This window comes from Thauera sp. GDN1 (assembly GCF_029223545.1).
Lineage (GTDB): Bacteria > Pseudomonadota > Gammaproteobacteria > Burkholderiales > Rhodocyclaceae > Thauera.
Genome location: NZ_CP097870.1, coordinates 3758891 through 3777228, shown reverse-complemented (window position 1 = coordinate 3777228; position 18338 = coordinate 3758891). Strand labels below are relative to the sequence as shown.

The following is an 18338-nucleotide window of genomic DNA, read 5'->3' as shown; positions in this document are numbered from 1 at the left end:
GCTCACGCGCGCTTCTTTCCCGCCGGACGTTCGACGACCTCGACGGTGTGCGCGATCGAGGGGTCGAGGGCGAGCGCCAGCACCGAGATGCGGCGGCGCGTGCCCTCGAGGTCCTCGCCCTTCTCGTGCCCGCTCAAGGCCTCGCGGCAGAACGCGCCGTCGGGGTGGAAGTTCCAAGCGCCAGCCGGAACCATCGCGCAGTCGGCGATCAGGCCGTCTGCGATCCGCACCCAGCACAGCAGGGTGCCGCGCGCGGTGGCCACGCGCGCCATGCCGACCCCCGGGGCCGCCTGCACCGCGTCTATCAGCGGCGGGACGTCGTCGGTGTAGGGATGGCGCATCCGGCTCGCGCAGTCGGCGACGTCGATGGCCTTGGCGAACAGGCGCGCCGACACCCGGTGGCCGCGGTCCAGCAGCAGGCGTACCAGCGGCGACGGCGCATGGCGTGCCAGCGGCCCGGTCTCGGCGGGCGCGCCGGCATAGGTCGGACAGCGGACGAAATCGGCGTCCGGCCACTCGCCGACGCTGCTCACCCAGGCCGCGGCGCTGAGCGTGCCCAGCAACTGGGTGGGGCCGCCACGCGGTGGCAGCGAGGCGCCCATCGCGATCAGCTCGTTCATGACCGTGCTCAGGCTGCCCCCCGCGTTGAGCCGCTCGATGAATTCGCCGAGGCCGTGCGGCATGCGGATCTGGCTGAAGAAGCCGGCGAGCATCTCGCGCGCGACCAGGTCGAGCACTTCGCCGCCGAGCGCGAAGGCAGTCTCCGCATCGGACGGCGCGATCAGCTGGCGGTGAAACTCGGCGAAGCGGTTCAGGCGCGGCTCGAAGCCGAACTGCGGCGGCCAGTCGATGAGCAGGCGGCGCAGGTGGGTGTCGGCCATCTCGGCAGCGAGGGTGCGCTCGATCACGAGCTGGGCATCCCGGTCGTCGGCCGCGATCGCCTGCTCGCCGAGGGCGAGCGCGCAGGCATGCTCGACCGCGCAGGCATGGGCGCGCGGGCTGTGGCTGGCGTGGGCGAGCAGATGGGCCGTCGCGGCGGCGGGCGTCATGCCGACCACCTGTCCCCCCATCCAGGCCAGCGCGGGGATCCGTACCTCGACTCCGGTGATGGCGTCGCCCTGGCGTGTTGCGGTGATGCGGATGGTGTCGTCGCCGGCAGGGGCTTGCGTGTTCATCGTCTGTATCTTTCGTCGTCGTGTCGCTGGAGGGAGCATACGCCCTGTTGTTGCCCGAAGTGGGTTCGCGATCGGTGGCGCGCGCTTGAGGAACCCGTGCTATGCGTCATGGTGGACCTCACGCGCCGGCAACAGGAAACGCCCCACAGGCCGCGAGGGTGCTAGAATCCGCCGCGTAGAACGGACTTTCCAAATCCCACTCACACCAATCGAGGAAAAGCATGAATAAAGGTGAATTCGTCGAAGCCCTGGCCGACCGTCTTGATGTTTCGCGCGCTCAGGCCGACCGCGCGCTGTCCGCCGTGCTCGACATCATCGCCGAGCAGCTGGGCAAGGGCGAGAAGGTCGCCTTCACCGGCTTCGGCTCCTTCGAGGTTTCCGAGCGTGCTGCCCGCACCGGCCGCAACCCGCAGACCGGCGCCACCATCGAGATCGCCGCGTCGAGCGTGCCCAAGTTCACCGCCGGCGCCACGCTGAAGGCCGCGGTCAACAAGTAATCAAGTAATCCCAGACATCCGTTCGGGGCTCGTCCCCGGCCGAAGCGGGCCCGTACGCACGTACCGGCCCGCTTTTCTTTTCCGCTTCGGTCCCGCGGCGGAAGAAAACAGGCGACAGCACGAGCGGAAAGGATTATACTACGTCTCGTTGTGCAATGCAGCATCAGGGCCACATGCAGAGTAGTGAGCTTTCAGGCGCGGACAAGGGTGCCCGCTCGAAGCTCGTCAATCGGCCCCAGGGACTGTAACCACAGCCCCATCGCCCCCGACCTCCCGCCGAACCCCATTCGTTCTTCCGATCGTCTGGCATCGTGACAACCGGTTGGTGCCGATGCGCGGTCCTTCCGCAGCGGTCCACAGACCGTCCTGCAGATTGACCGGCCACGCCCATCGCGCGTTCGTCGCCCTTGCGATTCCGTGCACACTGCCCGCCTGGCGGACCGTGCGCACCGCGATGCCATGCGACCCGACCATCGTCGGGTCCGAATCCGTCCGCCCCTCATCCATGGGCCGGACAGCAGGACACAGGAAGAACCCAATGACTTTCCACAGCCTCGGCCTCGCCGCAGAACTCCTCAAGGCCGTCGAGCAGACCGGCTACACCACGCCCACCCCGGTGCAGATGCAGGCCATCCCCGCCGCCATCGCCGGCCAGGACCTGCTGGTATCCAGCCACACCGGAAGCGGCAAGACCGCCGCCTTCACGCTGCCCGCGCTGCACAAGATCATCGATCGCCGCCCGGCCTCGGGCAGCGGCCCGCGCGTGCTGGTGCTGACGCCCACCCGCGAACTCGCGCTGCAGGTGGAGAAGGCGGTGCAGACCTACGGCAAGGCGCTGCGCTGGCTCAACACCGCCTGCCTCGTCGGTGGCGCGCCGATGTTCGCCCAGATCAAGCAGCTGCAGCGCCAGTGCGACGTCGTCGTCGCCACCCCGGGCCGCCTGCTCGACCACCTCAACCGCCGCAAGGTGAAGCTGTCGGACGTCGAGGTGCTGATCCTCGACGAGGCCGACCGCATGCTCGACATGGGCTTCGCCGAAGACATCGACGCCATCGTCGCCGCCACGCCGGCCAAGCGCCAGACCCTGCTGTTCTCGGCCACGCTCGATGGCGTGGTCGGCAGCATGGCCACCCGCATGACGCGCGACCCGCAGCGCATCGAGATCGAGGTCGCCCAGGAAGACCGCGGCCAGATCGAGCAGCGCCTGATGTTCGCCGACGACCTCGGCCACAAGAACCGCCTGCTCGAGGCCCTGCTGGGCGAGGACGGGATGAACCAGGCCGTGGTGTTCACCGCCACCAAGAAGAGCGCGGACGAGCTGTCGCTGTCGCTGCAGGAGAAGGGCATCGCCGCCGCCGCGCTGCACGGCGACATGCACCAGACCCAGCGCAATCGCACGCTCGACCGTCTGCGCCAGGGTCGCATCGGCGTGCTGGTGGCGACCGACGTCGCCGCGCGCGGCATCGACGTCGCCGGCATCAGCCACGTGATCAACTTCGATCCGCCGCGCCAGGCCGAGGACTATGTGCACCGCATCGGCCGCACCGGCCGCGCCGGTCGCGACGGTATCGCGATCACGCTGTCGGGCCCGCGCGAGACCGGCCTGATCCGCGCCATCGAGCGCTTCACCGGCGGCCGCCTGGAAGTTCACACCATCGCCGGCATGGAGCCGTCGCCGCGCAAGCCCGCGGGCCCGCGCCCGGGCGGCAATGGCGGTCGTCGCTTCGGCAATGGCGGTGGCTATGGCCGTCCCGGTGGCGACAATCGCCGCAGCGCGGGCGGCTTCAGCCGCGATGGCCATCCCTCGCGCAGCGAGCGCAGCCACGGCGACCGTCGCTCGCGCGGCTGAGCGGACGGCCCCGTCCCCGGAGCGATCGTGCCCCGGGGGCAGGCCATGAAGGCCCGCGGCTTCCGCCGCCCCTTGCAGGACACCGTTCGCGGCGGTCCTTGAAGGCGGTGGCGGAGGCCGCGGGCCTTCGCATTTCGCCGCGCCTTCGCGGCCAGCGTTCCGTCGCAACGTTTTCCCGCCGCCACGGTCAGATTTGCCAGAGCCTGGCAGTCCGCAGCGGTGGGAGGGCGTCATGAAGGACATCCTGATCGTCGGCGCGGGCAAGATCGGCACGGTGATCGCCGACCTGCTCGCCGGCAACGGAGACTATGCGGTCACCGTGGCCGACCGCGACCCTGCCGCGGTCGAACGCATCGGCGCCGAGCTGGCCAGGGTGCGCGCGACCTGCCTCGACGTCGGCGACCCGGATGCGCTCGCCGCCATGCTGGAGGGGCGCTGGGCGGTGATCGACGCCGGACCCTTCGACATCGGTGCCGGCATCGCCACCGCTGCCACGAGCGAAGGGGTGCATTACCTCAACCTCACCGAAGACATCGCCAGCACCCGCCGCGTGCGCGAGCTCGCCGCCGGCGCGCGCAGCGCGCTGATCCCGCAGTGCGGGCTGGCGCCCGGTTTCATCTCCATCGTCGCCCACGATCTCGCCGCGCGCTTCGACGAACTGCGCGACGTGCGCATGCGCGTCGGCGCGCTGCCCAAGTACCCCTCCAACGGCCTCAAGTACAACCTGACCTGGAGCACCGACGGCCTCATCAACGAGTACCTCAACCCCTGCGAGGCGATCGTCGACGGCGTGCGTCGCGAGATGCCGGCGCTGGAGGAGCTCGAGCACTTCTCGCTCGATGGTGACGACTACGAGGCCTTCAACACGTCGGGCGGGCTGGGCACGCTGTGCGACACGTTGCAGGGCCGGGTGCGCAACCTCAACTACCGTACCGTGCGCTACCGCGGCCACCGCGACGTCATGAAGCTGCTGCTGCACGACCTGCGCCTGGGCGAACGGCGCGCGCTGCTCAAGGACATCCTCGAGTCGGCGATCCCGGTGACGATGCAGGACGTGGTGCTGGTCTTCGTCACCGTCAGCGGCCGGCGCGAGGGCCTGCTGATGCAGGAGACCTTCGCGCGCAAGCTCTATGCGGCCGAGGTCAACGGCCGCCTGCGCAGCGCGATCCAGCTCACCACCGCGAGCGCGCTGTGCGCGGTGCTCGACCTGCTCGCCGCCGGCCGCCTTCCGCAGCGCGGCTTCGTGCGCCAGGAGGACGTCGATTACTGCGACTTCGTCACCAACCGCTTCGGCCGCCATTTCCTGACCGATGGCGAGGAGGTGCGCTGCGCCGCCACCGGCGTGCTCGCCGAGCCGCCGCCCGGCGCCTGAACACGAGGAGGATGCCAGCATGTTGAGCAATGCCCGCTTCCTGCCGCTCGGCCTCGATGCCGCCCGCCTGCGCGAGGGTGCGCTGGCCGTACATAGCCCGATCGACGGCAGCCTGCTCGCCCGCCTCGCGCCGCACGACGCCGCCGCGACCGAGGTCGCGATCGCGCGCAGCGTGGAGGCCTTCGCCGCCTGGCGTACGGTGCCCGCGCCGCGGCGCGGCGCGCTGGTGCGCCGCTTCGCCGAGGTGCTGCGTGCGCACAAGGGCCTGCTCGCCGAGCTGGTCACCCTCGAGTGCGGCAAGATCCGCAGCGAGGCCGAAGGCGAGGTGCAGGAGATGATCGACATCTGCGACTTCGCGGCCGGCCTGTCGCGCCAGCTGCACGGGCTGACCATCGCCTCCGAGCGTCCCGGCCACGCGCTGCGCGAGACCTGGCACCCGCTCGGCCCGGTGGCCATCGTCACCGCCTTCAATTTCCCGGTCGCGGTGTGGGCGTGGAACGCGGCGCTGGCGCTGGTGTGCGGCGACAGCCTGGTGTGGAAGCCCTCGGAGCGCACGCCCTTGTGCGCGCTCGCCTGCCAGCGCCTGCTCGAACAGGCGGCCGCAGGCATGGAAGCGGTGCCGCCGGGACTGTCGGCGGTGATCGTGGGCGGCGCCGAGCGCGCTTTGCAGCTCGCCGACGACCGCCGCGTGGCCCTGCTGTCGGCCACCGGCAGCTGCGCGATGGGGCGCGCGCTGGCACCGCGGGTGGCGCAGCGGCTCGGGCGCAGCCTGCTCGAGCTCGGCGGCAACAACGCGGTGATCGTGACCCCGAGCGCCGACCTGGAGCTGGCGCTGCGCGCGCTCGTGTTCGGCGTCGCCGGCACTGCCGGCCAGCGCTGCACCAGCACGCGGCGGCTGTTCGTCCACACGGCGGTGCGCGACAGGCTGCTGGAGCGCCTGCACGCGGTGTTCGCCGGGCTGGTGGTGGGCGACCCGCGTGCCGCCGACACCCTGGTCGGTCCGCTGATCGGTCAAGAGGCCTTCGCCCGCATGCAGGCCGCGCTGGCCGCGGCACGCGCGCAGGGCGCCCGCATCGGCGGCGGCGAGCGCGTGCTCGCCGAGCGCTTTCCGCAGGCCTGGTACGTGCGCCCGGCGCTGGTCGAGCATCCGCCAACGGTGACGAACAGCATGGAGGAGGTCTTCGCGCCGCTGCTGAACTGCTTCGAGTACACCGCGCTCGACGACGCCATCGCGCGCCACAACGCCGTGCCTCAGGGCCTGTCCTCGGCGATCTTCACCACCGACCTGCGCGAGGCCGAGCGCTTTCTCTCCGCCACCGGCAGCGACTGCGGCATCGCCAACGTCAACGCCGGCACCAGCGGTGCCGAGATCGGTGGCGCCTTCGGCGGCGAGAAGGATACCGGCGGCGGGCGCGAGGCGGGCTCGGACGCCTGGCGCGCCTACATGCGCCGGATGACGGCGACCATCAACTACTCCGATGCGCTGCCGCTGGCGCAGGGGGTGAGTTTCGCGCCGGCTGACTGAGCCCCGGCCGGACAGTTCCTGTCCGAGGTTTCCCGTGCCGGAGCGCCGGCAGGCGCGAACAGGGCCGCTCCTAGCTGGGACGAGTGTGCAGGCCGGCACGCCGGATTCGCGCCTGCCGGCGCTCCCACATGGGGGCGTGCGTGGGCGTCAGTCCGGGATCGCCGCGCCGTCCGCCACCACGACCGCGAACAGGTCCGCCAGCGCGGCCAGTGCCGCGGCCTGCAGGGCGGCGGCTTCGACCACGCTGCCGTCGGGCGCGGCCAGCGGCCGGGTGGCGGTGGCCGCGGCGGGCACGGTGACCGCGTAGCCGAGATTGAAGGCGCCGCGCGCGGTCGAGTTGATGCACATGTGGGTCATGAAGCCGACCACGACCAGGTTCTTGACCCCCGCCGCCTTCAGCAGCGCGTCGAGTTCGGTGCCGACGAAGGAGTTCGGGTAGTGCTTGAGCACCACCGCCTCGCCGGCCACCGGCGCCACCTTGTCGGCGATCGCGCCGGATTCGGCGTTCGGGTCGTAGGGCGAACCGGGGCCGGCGTCGTGCTGGATGTGCACGACCGGAATCTTCAGTGCGCGCGCCCGCGCCAGCAGCCCCGCGCACTCGTCCAGCGCCGGCTCCACGCCGCTGAGCTGCATGACGCCGCTGCGGTAGGTGTTCTGGGCATCGACGATGACCAGCGCCGATTCGGACAGGCGGGCGGGGGTGGCGGGCAGGCCGGAAAGCTGGCGCAGGGTGGTGGATGCGATGCTCATGGGCAGTCTCCTTTGGGATTGCGGGATGGCCGGCGGCACTCCCGGGATTCAGAGCATGCTGTCGAGGAAGGCGCGGGTGCGCGGGTGCTCGGGGCTGGCGAAGAACTCGGCCGCCGGGCGCGACTCGATCAGCTCGCCGCCGTCCATGAACACCACGCGGCTCGCCACTTCGCGCGCGAAGCCCATCTCGTGCGTCACCACCAGCATGGTCATGTGCTCGTCGGCGAGCTGGCGCATGGTGCGCAGCACCTCGCCGGTGAGCTCGGGGTCGAGCGCCGAGGTGGGCTCGTCGAACAGCATGATGTCCGGCTCCATCGCCAGCGCGCGCGCGATCGCCACGCGCTGCTTCTGGCCGCCGGACAGGCGCGAGGGGTAGGCGTCGCGCTTGTCGAACAGGCCGACCTTGCGCAGCAGTTCCTCGGCCTTGGGCAGGATGGCCGCGCGCTTCATGCCCTTCACCGTGATCGGGGCCTCGATCACGTTCTGCAGCACGCTGAGGTGCGGGAACAGGTTGAAGTGCTGGAACACCATGCCCATGCGGCGGCAGATGCGGCGCACCTCGGCGTCGGCGACGTAGCGCGCGTGGCCGTGGGCGTCGTTGTCGACGAGCACCTCGCCCTCGATCACGATGCGCCCCGCGTCGATCGTCTCTAGATGGTTGAGGCAGCGCAGGAAGGTGCTCTTGCCCGAGCCCGAGGGCCCGATCACCGCGACCACCTCGCCCTTGGCCAGCGTCAGCGACACGCCCTTCAACACCTCGTTGGCGCCGAAGCGCTTGCGGATGCCGTCGGCGAGGATCATCGGAGCGGTCATCGAAGTCGTCACCGGCGTGGCCTCAGTCATAGACGGCATGGCGTTTCTCCAGGCGCTGGAACAGCCAGGTCAGCACCAGCGTCATGATCAGGTAGAAGGCTGCGGCGACGATGAAGGGGGTGATCGTGAAGTCGCGCTGCACGATGCCGCGCGCGGCGCGCAGCAGGTCGTTGAGCGCGAGCACGTAGATCAGCGAGGTGTCCTTGACCAGGGTGATGGTCTCGTTGCTCATCGGCGGCAGGATGCGCTTGACCACCTGCGGCAGCACGATGCGGCGCATCGTCTGGCCGTAGGAGAACCCGAGCACCTTGGCGCCCTCGTACTGGCCGCGGTCGATGGACTGGATGCCGGCGCGGAAGATCTCGGCGAAGTAGGCCGCGTAGTTGAGCGCGAAGGCCACGATCGCCGCCGGGAAGTCGGGCAGGCGGATGCCGATCACCGGCACGAAGGGCAGCGCGTAGTAGATGAACAGCATCTGCAGCATCAGCGGCGTGCCGCGCATCAGCCAGATGTAGCCGTTGACCGCCTGGCTGGCGACGGTGAAGCGCGAGATGCGCACCAGCGCCAGCCCGAGCCCGAGCGGCACCGCCAGCAGCAGGGTGATCAGGAAGAGCTGCAGCGTGACCAGCGAGCCCTCGGCGAGCGGGCCGAGGATGCTGAGGATGTAGTCCATGGCGGGACGCCGGGCGAGCGGCGGGCAGGTGGGGGGACGAGGGCGTCGGCGCGGCGCGGGTGGTGCGTCCTGCGTTCGAGTCCGCGTGTGGCGGGGAGTGGAAAGCTTCGCGGCTTCCGCCGCTCCCACGGTTCGGCGTTTGCACCGTGGGAGCGGCGGAAGCCGCGATCTTGCCGAGTGGACTTACTTGATGATGTCCTTGCCGAACCACTCGGTCGAGATGCGGGCGGCGCTGCCGTCGGCCTTCATGTCGTCCATCGCCTTCTGCAGCTTGCCCAGCAGCTCGGTGTCGTCCTTACGGGTGCCGACGCCGTACTCCTCGGTGCCGAAGTGGTCGTCGAGCACGACGTATTCACCCGGCTTCTTGGCGGTGTAGTAGCGGCCGACGACTTCGTCGAGCACCACCGCGTCGAGGCGGCCGGTGGTCAGGTCCATCAGCGCGGTGACGTTGTCGCCGAATTTCTTCAGCTCCTTGAACGAACCGGCGACCGGGTCCTTCTGCACCGCGTCGACCGCGCTGCTGCCGTCCTGGATGCCGATGACCTTGCCGGCGAGCTCGGCCTTGGTCTTGATCGTCGAACTGGCCGGCACCACGATGATCTGGTGGTTTTCCATGTAGGCGCTGGTGAAGCCGATGTTCTTCCTGCGCTCCTCGGTGATGGTGAGGCCGTTCCACAGCGCATCCACGCGCTTGCCGTTGAGTTCGGCTTCCTTCGCGCTCCAGTCGATCGGCTTGAACTCGACCTCGACGCCCAGGCGCTTGGCGGCTTCCTTCGCCAGGTCGATGTCGAAGCCGACGAGCTCGTTCCTGTCGTTGCGGAAGCCCATCGGCGGGAAGTTGTCGTCGAGGCCGATGACGATCTTCGCCGGCGCGGCGGGCGCTGCTGCGGACTGGGCGGCGGGTTCGTTCTTGCCGCAGCCGGCGACGAGCGCAGCGGCGGTGAGGGAGAGCATCAGCAGCGAGGAGAATTTCTTCATGGTCTTGCCCGAAAGAGGGAGTGAGGGCGGGCCGGGTGGGTCCGCCGCGGGAATGCGCGCCGGGGTGGCGGCCGCAAAACCATGATTTTCGCTGCGATGCGGCGAGGGAGCAACCTCGGCGCGGGGAGCGAGCGATCGCAGGCGCGAAGTGGGAGCTGCAGCCGCGATTCACCCTCGGTGGTCGCCGCCGCGCTGGCATTCATCTTCGCGGCTTCCGCCGCTCCCACGGCGCGCCACGCGAGGTGCGCGAGTGGGAGCGGCGGAAGCCGCGAAAAAACGTCCATGCCCGCGAAGATGTCGCCGGACATCCGCAGGCAGTTGCTCCCACAGGGGCTTCAATGCGGGGCGTTCAGTTGCCGCCGGCTTCGCGCAGATGCTCGCGCCACTGCGGGCGGCCGCGCTCGTCGCCGCGCTGCTCGTCGGATGCGGCACGCTTCTCGTCGCCGCGGCGGCGTTCCGCGCCGCGCTCGCTGATGCGTTCCTGGTCACGGCGGATCATGAGGCGTTCGCTGCGGGGCTCCTCGCCCAGCCGCCGGCGCTCCGATTCGGCCTGGATGCGTTCGCGCGGCGTGAGCTGCGGGCGCGGAAACACGCCTGGTCGAGCGCCCTGCCGAGGCTGCACCTGCTCGCGATCGATCCGGCGCTCGCGCTCGCGGACCAGCGCGCGTCTGCGCTCATCGTCGCGGTCGGCAGTGCGGTCGCGCACGCCGTCGCGGTCGCGCACGCTGTCGCGCCGATCGTCACCGCGACGGCCGTCGCGCCAGCCATCGCCATCGCGATCGCGATCGTGTCGGTCGTCGCGGCGATCGCGCCACCAGCGCTCGCGACGGTCGTCGTCACGATCGCGCTCGTAGTAGCGGTGTTGCACGATCGAGCGCTGACGCGTGCCCGGTGGCGCCCAGTAGCCTGGAACCCAGTCGTGGCGATGCCCGCTCCAGTTCCAGTAGCCGTCGATCCAGATGTAGCCGACGGTCGGCGGCAGGCCGCGGTATTCCACCCGCGGCGGCGGAGTGACGATGACCGTGTCGTGCTCGTAATAGCCGTAGTCGTCATCGTAGTAGCCATATTCATCCACCGGCACCACGGCACAGCCGCCGAGCACGAGGCTGCCGGCGAGCATCAGGGACCACAGTCGGGATGGGAAGGTCATGGCGGCGTCCTGCAAGGGTGGGGCGGACAGGGCGCGGGGACGGGACCGGGCGCATTGCCCGGCGGCCCGTTCCGCGTTTCTGCTGTCTCCACCCGAAAGATAGGCGAATCGCCGGGCGCCAGGTGTATCGCGGGGTAATGAGTTGTAAAGGCCGGTTGCGGGCCGCTTCTCAGCAGATCCGCGGCAGTTGCTCGGCTGCCAGCCAGTCCACCATTCGCCGTCCGCCGAGCGGGGTGCGCAGCTGCACGAAGCGGCGTTCGTCCGCGACCACGGTGCCGATGCGCGCCGCCGCGGCGCCGAGCGGATGCGCGCGCAGGGCGGCGAGCGCGGCCTCGGCCGCGTCGGCGGCGCAGATCACCACCAGCTTGCCCTCGTTGGCGATGTTGAGCGGATCCAGGCCGAGCAGCTCGCAGGCCGCGCGCACCTGGGGGGCGACCGGAATCGCCGCCTCGTCGAGCTCGAAGCCGACGCCGGACTGGCTGGCGATCTCGTTCACCGTGCTCGCCAGTCCGCCGCGGGTGGGGTCGCGCAGCACGTGGATGGCTTCGGCCGGTACCGCGGCGTAGAGCGCCTCGACCAGGCCGTTCAGCGCGGCGCTGTCGGAGACGATCTGCGACTCGAAGGCGAGCGATTCGCGCTGGGCGAGGATGGCCATGCCGTGGTCGCCCAGCGTGCCCGAAACCAGCACGACGTCGCCCGGCCGCGCCCGCGCGCCGCCCGGATCGCGCCCGGCGGGCAGGGCGCCGACGCCGGTGGTGGTGATGAACACGCCGTCGCCCTTGCCCTGCTCGACGACCTTGGTGTCGCCGGTCACGACCTGCACGCCTGCGGCGCGCGCGGCGGCGGCCATCGAGGCGACGATGCGCGCCAGCTCGGCGAGCGGGAAGCCTTCCTCGAGGATGAAGCCGGCGGACAGCCACAGCGGACGCGCGCCCATGACCGCGAGGTCGTTCACCGTGCCATGCACGGACAGGCTGCCGATGTCGCCGCCGGGGAAGAACAGCGGGCTCACCACGTGACCGTCGGTGGCCATCACCAGGCGCTCGCCGGCGGCCGGCGCGGGCAGCACCGCGCCGTCGTCGCCGCGGGCGAGCGCCGGGTTGTCGAAGGCGTGCACGAAGAGGTCGGCAATGAGCTGGCTCATGCTGCGGCCGCCGGCGCCGTGGCCGAGGTCGACGTGGCCGCGGCGAAGGTCGAGCGGGCGGATGTAGGCGGTGGTGGCGCTGCGCATGGCGGGGGGCGGGCTCCGGAGGGGGGCGAGTGGTGAGAGGTCGGAGGATCGCGGCTGCCGCCGCTCCTACGGGGCGGCGGGCTGGTCGCGGAAGCGGCCGTAGTTGTAGTGCGCGGCGCAGGCGCCTTCCGAGGACACCATGCACGCGCCCATCGGGGTTTCGGGCGTGCACACGGTGCCGAACAGCCTGCAGTCGGTGGGGCCCTTGGCGCCGCACAGGATGGCGGCGCATTCGCAGGACTTGTGGTCGGGCACCGGGCGGTCCTCGAGACCGAACTTCGCTTCCGCGTCCCAGGCCGCGAAGGCCGGGCGGATGCGCAGTGCGGAGGCGGGCAGTTCGCCCAGGCCGCGCCAGGCGAAGCGCTCGCGCAGCTCCAGCACCTCCGCCATCAGCGCCTGCGCCTTGCGGTTGCCTTCGGTGGTTACGGCGCGGGTGTATTCGTTCTCGACTTCGGCGCGGCCCTCATCGACCTGGCGCACCAGCATGCGCACCGCCTGCATCACGTCGAGCGGCTCGAAGCCGGTGATCACCACCGGGGTGCGATGGCGTTCGGCAACGAAGGCATAGGGTGCGCTGCCGATGATCACCGAGACGTGGGCCGGGCCGAGGATGCCGTCCAGGCGCGGGCGGGAGAGGCCCGATGCGGCAGGAGCGGACAGCAGGCCGTCGATCGCCGGCGGGGTCAGCACGTGGTTGCAGATCACGCTGAAGTTGCGCAGGTTCTCGGCCGCGGCCTGGCGGATCACGAGCGCGGTGGGCGGGGTGGTGGTCTCGAAGCCGATGGCGAAGAACACCACCTCGCGCCCCGGTTCGCGCCGCGCCAGCGCCAGCGCGTCGGCGGCGGAATACACCATGCGCACGTCGGCGCCGCGCGCCTTGGCCTTCAGCAGCGACAGGCCGTCCGAGGCCGGCACGCGCAGGCAGTCGGCGTAGGTGCACAGGATCAGCTCGGGGCGGGCGAGCGCGAGGCGGATCGCCATGTCCACCCGGCCCACCGGCAGCACGCACACCGGGCAGCCGGGGCCGTGGATCAGGCGCACGTTCGCGGGCAGCAGGTCGGCCACGCCGTAGCGCGAGATGGCATGGGTGTGGCCGCCGCAGAACTCCATGAAGGCGTAGTCGCGGCCGGGTTCGACCTCGCGCGCGATGGCTTCGGCGAGGCCGGCGGCGAGTACGCCGTCGCGGAACTCGGTGACGTATTTCATCGGGCGCCGGTCTGCGCGAACAGCGCCAGCGTCTGCGCGGCCTCTTCCGGATCGAGGCGGCTGAGCGCGAAGCCGACGTGCACGATCACGTAGTCGCCGACGGCGACGTCGTCGACCAGGGCGAGCGAGATCGTCTTGCGCACGCCGTCGAGCTCGACGACGGCGTCGTCGCCGGCGAGCCGTTCGACCACGCGGGCGGGGATGGCGAGGCACATGGGGTCAGGTTTCCTTGTCTGTGAGGCAGTGCAGTGCGACCCAGGCCTGGCCGAGGGCGAGGCCGGCGTCGCCCGGGGACAGGCGCAGGGCGCCCAGGGTTTCGAGGCCGCGCGCGGGCAGGCGGGTGTGCAGCGCGTCGGCGAGCAGGCGATTGTGCAGGCAGCCGCCGCTCAGGACCACGGTGGCGCAGCCGGTCAGGGCGGCGGCGCGCGCCACCCAGTCTTCCAGCGCGGCGGCGAGCGTGGCCTGGAAGCGTGCGGCGCCGCGGCCGGCGTCGGGCTCGTCGGCCAGGCGCAGCAGCAGGGGGTGGAGGTCGAGTTCGAGGGCGAGGGCGAGGTCGCTGCGGGGTTTGGCCGCGTCGATCCGCCAGTCCGCCGGATCGACTGCGGGCGCAGGGTGCTGCGCGGCCAGCCTTTCCAGCGCGATCGCGGCCTCGGCCTCGAACTGCATGATTTCGCAGATGCCGAGCAGGCCGGCGGCGGCGTCGAAATGGCGGCCGAGGCTGGAAGTCTGCGGGCTCAGCGCCGGGCGTGCGAGCACCTGCGCCAGCATCGCCGCCGCGGGATGACGGGCGAAGCGGTCGGCGATCTCGTCGCCGCGGCCGCCGGCGTGCAGCAGCGCCGCCGCCATGCGCCAGGGCTCGCGCGCGGCGCGGTCGCCGCCGGGCAGGCGCAGCGGGCGCAGGCGGCCCAGGCGCTGGAAGCGCCCGCCTTCCACGCGCAGCAGCTCGCCGCCCCAGGCCTCGCCGTCGCTGCCGAGGCCGACGCCGTCGAGCGCCAGGCCGAGCACCGGGCGGGCGTCGAAGCGGCCGTGCTCGGCGAGCACCGCGCCGACGTGGGCGTGGTGGTGCTGCACGCCGATCGCCGGCACGCCGAGGCGCGCCGCGGTGGCGAGCGCGACGCGGGTGGAGTGGAAGTCCGGGTGCAGGTCGTGGGCGACGGCGCGCGGCGTACGCCCTGCCGCCGCGAGCAGGGCCGCCACCGCCGGCTCGACGCCGGCGCAGGCCTCCGCGTTGTCGAGGTCGCCGAGGTTGGGGCCGAAGGTCCAGCCGTCCGCGTCCAGCACGCAGGCCGCGTGCTTGAACCAGGCGCCGAGGGCGAGGATGGGGCGCTCAGCGTCGGCGCCGGGCGCTGTCCGGGACGGCGGGCTCATGCTGGCGTGGCAGCCTTCTGTAGGTCGGCCCCACGGGTATCCGCGAGCCGGGTCTCGAGCCAGGCGAGCCATTCGTCGAGACCTTCGCCGCTGGTGGCCGAAGTCCGGATCACCCGCAGGCGCGGATTCACCCGCAGCGCGTAGTCGATGGCGCGCTGCACGTCGAACTGCAGATGGGGGAGCAGGTCGATCTTGTTGAGCAGCATCAGGTCGGCGGCGGCGAACATGTCGGGGTACTTCAGCGGCTTGTCCTCGCCCTCGGTGATCGACAGGATCACCACCTTGTGCGCCTCGCCGAGATCGAAGGCGGCCGGGCACACCAGGTTGCCGACGTTCTCGATGAACAGCAGGCCGCCGTCGGCGAGCGCGAGCCGGGGCAGGGCGCGGGCGATCATGTCGGCGTCGAGGTGGCAGCCCTTGCCGGTGTTGATCTGCAGCGCGGCGACGCCGGTGGCGCGGATGCGCTCGGCGTCGAACTCGGTCTGCTGGTCGCCCTCGATCACCGCGGCCGGGACGCGGCCGGCGAGCAGCTGCAGCGTGCGCACCAGCAGCGAGGTCTTGCCCGAGCCGGGGCTGGAGACCAGGTTCAGCGCCAGGATGCCGTGCGCGGCGAGGGTGGCGCGGTTGCGCGCGGCGAGGGCGTCGTTCTTGCCGAGGATGTCGCGCTCGATGCGCAGCATCTCGCCCTGGCTCATGCCGGGCACGTGGGCGCGCGCGGGGCCTGCGCCGAAGTGGAGGTGGTGATGGCCGGCGGCAGGCGTGGGTGCGGGGCCGGCGGGCGCGACGATCGCGACGCCGTTCGCCGGCAGCGTGGCCGGCTGGCCCCCGCCGGCTGCTGGCGCCGCGTTCTCCGCGCTGGCGAGCGCGCGCCAGTGGTGGGGCGTCGCGGCGGCCGCGTGGGCGCCGGCCGCCGTCGCGGGCTTGCGCCGCGCGCCGCCGTAGGCCAGTCCGACCTGCGCCTTCCCGCCGCATCCGCATACCGTGCACATCGTCCGTGTTCCTCCCTCAGCCTGCCGTCACTCGACTTCCAGCGCGCTCACCCGCATCCGTGTCCCGCCGCGCACGTCCAGCCCGTAGGCGCCGCAGCGCGGGCAGGGGTCGTAGCGCTCGTGCATCGGCACCGTCCGCGCGCACGCCGCGCACCAGCCTTCGCCGGGCACCGCGCCGAATTCCAGCTGCGCGCCCGCCGCCACCGAGCCCTCGAGCACGACGTCCAGGCAGAACTGCAGGGCCTCGGTCTCGACCGCCGCCAGCTCGCCGATCTCGAGCACGATCCGGCGCACGCGGCGGAACCCCTGGGCATCGGCGGCGTCTTCGATGATCTCGCGCACATGCTCGGCGAGCGACATTTCGTGCATTCGGGTCCGTCCGGGCGGGCGTGCTAGAGTCGGCGCCGCGGTCGTCCTGCCTGCCGGCGCCGGCCAAGTCATGACATGAGGCGTGCGGGTTGCCGGTCGTCATTCGATACAGAGGGAGTTTACTCCATGGTGCTTCGTCCGCTTTTCCTTCTTCCGCTCGCCGCGCTGCTCGGCGGGTGTTCGCTGTTCGGCGATCGTGCGGCGTCGAAGCCGCCCGCCACCCCGGCTGCCACCTCGCCGGCGAGCGCGCAGCCGGCTTCGTCCGCCGCGCCGGCTGCCGGGGAGGCGCCCCGCGATGCGGCCGTGCTGGCGCTCGACCCCCAGCCGCCGCTGCGCTTCCGTTGCGGCGAGCAGACCGTCACCCTGCGCCATTTCGGCGAACTGGCGACCCTGGAGGCCGGGGGGCGGACCTACACCCTGCATCCGGTGCGCACCGCGTCCGGCGCGAGGATGGTCTCGGTCGATGACGACCGCACCTCGATCTGGGTCAAGGGCGATGCGGCGCGGCTGGAGATCGACGGCGCGGCGCAGCCCGAATGCCGCCTGGTCGGCGAGCGGCCGCTGTTCCGCGCGGTGGGCAACGAGCCCGGCTGGCGCCTGGACGTGCGCGCCGACGGCCTGTCGCTGCTGCTCGATGGCGGCTACACGCACGTGTTCGCGCCCAGCCCGCTGGTCATCGACGGCGACGGCCTGCGCAGCTACGAGGCGGTTTCCTCCGGCTGGCCGCTGACGGCGCTGGTGTTCGAGCGCTACTGCGAGGACGCCATGAGCGGCATGCCGCATCCGAACACGGTCGAGGTGCGCTGGCAGGACCGCGTGCTCGAGGGCTGCGGCGGCGATCCGGCCGTGCTGCTGCAGGGCGGGCCGTGGGAAGTGGTGGAGATCGGCGGCAAGGCGGTGGCCGATCCCGCGCGCACGACGCTGGACTTCGCGCCCGAGGGCCGGCTGGGCGGCATGGCCGCGTGCAACCGCTATTTCGGCAGCTACGCGCTGTCCGGCGAGGGCCTGCGCCTGTCGCCGCTGGGGGCGACCAAGATGGCCTGCGAGCCGGGAGTGATGGACGAGGAGCGGCGCTTCATGGAGGCTGCCGGGCGCATCACCGGTTTCGCGATCGCGGCCGACGGCAGCCTGATCCTGCGCGCCGGCGACCAGACGCTGATGCGCGCCCGGCGGCCGTGAGATCGCGGCTTCCGCCGCTCCCACAGAAAAGCGTGGCTTCCGGCGCTTCCACGGAAAAGCGCGGCGGCTGCTCCCACAGAAAGGCGTGACTTCCACCGCTCGCACGGAAAAGCGCGGCAGCCGCTCCCGCCGAAGCGCGGCGCCGCCGCCCTGTGGGAGCGACGGCAGTCGCGAATGTGGGCCGGCCGCCGGCAGCGGGCGTTCAGCCGCGCTTGGCGCGCGCGGCTTCCACTTCTTCCGGCCGGATGCGGGCGGCGAGCTTGTCGAGCACGCCGTTGACGAACTTGTGGCCGTCGGTGCCGCCGTAGCCCTTGGCGAGCTCGATGGCCTCGTTGATCACCACGCGGTAGGGCGTCTCGATGTTCTGGCGCAGCTCGTGGGTGCCGAGCAGCAGGATCGCGTGCTCGATCGGCGACAGCTCGGCGAGCGGGCGCGACAGCAGCGGCTCGAAGTGGCCGCGCAGCTCGTCGGCGCCGGCGATCGCGCCGCGCAGCAGGCTGACGAAGAGCTCGCGGTCGATCCTGTCGAGGTTCTCGGTCTCCGACTCCAGGTGGCGCTGCACCGTGGCCATCGTGTTGCCCGACAGCAGCCACTGGTACACGCCCTGCAGCGCCAGCTCGCGCGCGCGGCGGCGGGCCATCTTGCTGGTCGGGTTGGGGGCGCCGCTGCCCTCGGGCGCCGGGCTGGTGTTGTCCATGTCGCTCATCGCACCACCTTCAGCAGGTTCGCCATCTCCACCGCGGTGCGGGCGCAGTCGGCGCCCTTCTCGCGCATGCGCGCGATCGCCTGGTCCTCGTCCTCGGTCGTCAGCACGCCGTTGGCGATCGGCAGGCCGGTGTCGAGGCCGACGCGGGTCACGCCCGCGCCCATCTCGTTCGACACCAGCTCGAAGTGATAGGTCTCGCCGCGGATCACCGCGCCGAGCGCGACCAGGGCGTCGTACTTGCCGCTGCGGGCCATGGTCTGCAGCACCAGCGGGATCTCGAGCGCGCCGGGCACGGTGACGATGCGGATGTCGCCGCGCGCCACGCCGAGCTGCAGCAGCTCGTCGGTGCAGGACGACAGCAGGCCTTCGCAGATGTCGAGGTTGAAGCGCGCCATGACGATGCCGACGCGCACGCCGGCGCCGTCGAAGCTGGGGTCGATCTCGTCGATGCCGTCGTAGCGGGCGCCCTGGCGGGCGTTTTCGGGTTGGTTGCGTTGCATGCTGTTCT

19 protein-coding genes are annotated in these 18338 nt (G+C 71.5%); 5 read left to right on the top strand and 14 right to left on the bottom strand.

What is annotated here, in order from left to right; translation table 11 throughout:
- Window positions 1–2: 2 nt before the first annotated feature.
- Window positions 3–1175 carry a hypothetical protein gene (locus tag CKCBHOJB_RS17495; RefSeq protein WP_281049943.1) on the bottom strand — a complete coding sequence of 391 codons (1173 nt, stop codon included), beginning with the start codon at window positions 1173–1175 and terminating at the stop codon, window positions 3–5.
- Window positions 1176–1396: 221 nt separating this feature from the next.
- Here CKCBHOJB_RS17495 and CKCBHOJB_RS17490 point away from each other — a divergent pair, with 221 nt between their 5' ends.
- The 4 genes from CKCBHOJB_RS17490 to CKCBHOJB_RS17475 all read left to right on the top strand — a co-directional run bounded on the left by CKCBHOJB_RS17490 (window position 1397) and on the right by CKCBHOJB_RS17475 (window position 6418).
- Complete coding sequence (locus CKCBHOJB_RS17490; RefSeq protein ID WP_002931801.1) at window positions 1397–1672, top strand: HU family DNA-binding protein; 276 nt, start codon at window positions 1397–1399, stop codon at window positions 1670–1672.
- Window positions 1673–2210: 538 nt separating this feature from the next.
- A complete protein-coding gene (locus CKCBHOJB_RS17485; protein ID WP_281049942.1) occupies window positions 2211–3521 on the top strand; it encodes a DEAD/DEAH box helicase in 1311 nt (436 codons plus the stop codon).
- Between the two features lie 232 nt (window positions 3522–3753).
- Window positions 3754–4893 carry a saccharopine dehydrogenase C-terminal domain-containing protein gene (locus tag CKCBHOJB_RS17480; protein ID WP_281049941.1) on the top strand — a complete coding sequence of 380 codons (1140 nt, stop codon included), beginning with the start codon at window positions 3754–3756 and terminating at the stop codon, window positions 4891–4893.
- 19 nt (window positions 4894–4912) lie between these two features.
- Window positions 4913–6418, top strand: a complete 1506-nt coding sequence (locus CKCBHOJB_RS17475) for an aldehyde dehydrogenase family protein (RefSeq protein WP_281049940.1) — start codon at window positions 4913–4915, stop codon at window positions 6416–6418.
- 147 nt (window positions 6419–6565) lie between these two features.
- Here CKCBHOJB_RS17475 and CKCBHOJB_RS17470 read toward each other — a convergent pair whose 3' ends face one another.
- From CKCBHOJB_RS17470 to hypA, 11 genes are all read right to left on the bottom strand, one after another.
- Entirely contained in the window at window positions 6566–7168 is a 603-nt protein-coding gene (locus CKCBHOJB_RS17470; protein WP_281049939.1) for a cysteine hydrolase family protein, read from the bottom strand.
- A gap of 48 nt (window positions 7169–7216) precedes the next feature.
- On the bottom strand, window positions 7217–7969 hold the full coding sequence (locus CKCBHOJB_RS17465) for an amino acid ABC transporter ATP-binding protein (protein ID WP_281051720.1): 753 nt from the start codon (window positions 7967–7969) through the stop codon (window positions 7217–7219).
- A gap of 34 nt (window positions 7970–8003) precedes the next feature.
- Window positions 8004–8654, bottom strand: a complete 651-nt coding sequence (locus CKCBHOJB_RS17460) for an amino acid ABC transporter permease (protein ID WP_281049938.1) — start codon at window positions 8652–8654, stop codon at window positions 8004–8006.
- A gap of 183 nt (window positions 8655–8837) precedes the next feature.
- Window positions 8838–9632 carry an amino acid ABC transporter substrate-binding protein gene (locus CKCBHOJB_RS17455; RefSeq protein ID WP_281049937.1) on the bottom strand — a complete coding sequence of 265 codons (795 nt, stop codon included), beginning with the start codon at window positions 9630–9632 and terminating at the stop codon, window positions 8838–8840.
- Window positions 9633–9981: 349 nt separating this feature from the next.
- The gene (locus CKCBHOJB_RS17450; protein ID WP_281049936.1) at window positions 9982–10782 is read right to left on the bottom strand and encodes a hypothetical protein; all 801 of its coding nucleotides are present in this window, start codon (window positions 10780–10782) and stop codon (window positions 9982–9984) included.
- Between the two features lie 169 nt (window positions 10783–10951).
- Window positions 10952–12013, bottom strand: a complete 1062-nt coding sequence (gene hypE, locus CKCBHOJB_RS17445; protein ID WP_281049935.1) for a hydrogenase expression/formation protein HypE — start codon at window positions 12011–12013, stop codon at window positions 10952–10954.
- A 66-nt stretch (window positions 12014–12079) separates the two neighbouring features.
- Window positions 12080–13219 carry a hydrogenase formation protein HypD gene (gene hypD, locus CKCBHOJB_RS17440; RefSeq protein ID WP_281049934.1) on the bottom strand — a complete coding sequence of 380 codons (1140 nt, stop codon included), beginning with the start codon at window positions 13217–13219 and terminating at the stop codon, window positions 12080–12082.
- Entirely contained in the window at window positions 13216–13434 is a 219-nt protein-coding gene (locus tag CKCBHOJB_RS17435; RefSeq protein WP_281049933.1) for a HypC/HybG/HupF family hydrogenase formation chaperone, read from the bottom strand. The genes hypD and CKCBHOJB_RS17435 overlap by 4 nt, the downstream gene beginning before the upstream one ends.
- 4 nt (window positions 13435–13438) lie before the next feature.
- The gene (locus CKCBHOJB_RS17430; RefSeq protein WP_281049932.1) at window positions 13439–14587 is read right to left on the bottom strand and encodes a carbamoyltransferase HypF; all 1149 of its coding nucleotides are present in this window, start codon (window positions 14585–14587) and stop codon (window positions 13439–13441) included.
- Window positions 14584–15576, bottom strand: coding sequence for a hydrogenase nickel incorporation protein HypB (gene hypB / locus CKCBHOJB_RS17425; protein ID WP_281049931.1), 993 nt, complete (start codon window positions 15574–15576; stop codon window positions 14584–14586). Before hypB ends, CKCBHOJB_RS17430 begins: the two co-directional genes overlap by 4 nt.
- Before the next feature lie 27 nt (window positions 15577–15603).
- Window positions 15604–15945 (bottom strand): hydrogenase maturation nickel metallochaperone HypA, encoded by a 342-nt coding sequence (hypA, locus tag CKCBHOJB_RS17420; protein ID WP_281049930.1) that lies wholly within the window; start codon window positions 15943–15945, stop codon window positions 15604–15606.
- Between the two features lie 126 nt (window positions 15946–16071).
- On the opposite strand from hypA, the gene CKCBHOJB_RS17415 reads away from it, so the two are divergent.
- Entirely contained in the window at window positions 16072–17124 is a 1053-nt protein-coding gene (locus CKCBHOJB_RS17415; RefSeq protein WP_281049929.1) for an META domain-containing protein, read from the top strand.
- Window positions 17125–17326: 202 nt separating this feature from the next.
- Here the strand turns inward: CKCBHOJB_RS17415 and nusB are convergent, their stop codons facing one another.
- The gene (nusB, locus tag CKCBHOJB_RS17410) at window positions 17327–17830 is read right to left on the bottom strand and encodes a transcription antitermination factor NusB (RefSeq protein ID WP_281049928.1); all 504 of its coding nucleotides are present in this window, start codon (window positions 17828–17830) and stop codon (window positions 17327–17329) included.
- Entirely contained in the window at window positions 17827–18330 is a 504-nt protein-coding gene (ribH, locus tag CKCBHOJB_RS17405) for a 6,7-dimethyl-8-ribityllumazine synthase (protein WP_281049927.1), read from the bottom strand. The genes nusB and ribH overlap by 4 nt, the downstream gene beginning before the upstream one ends.
- Window positions 18331–18338 lie beyond the last annotated feature (8 nt).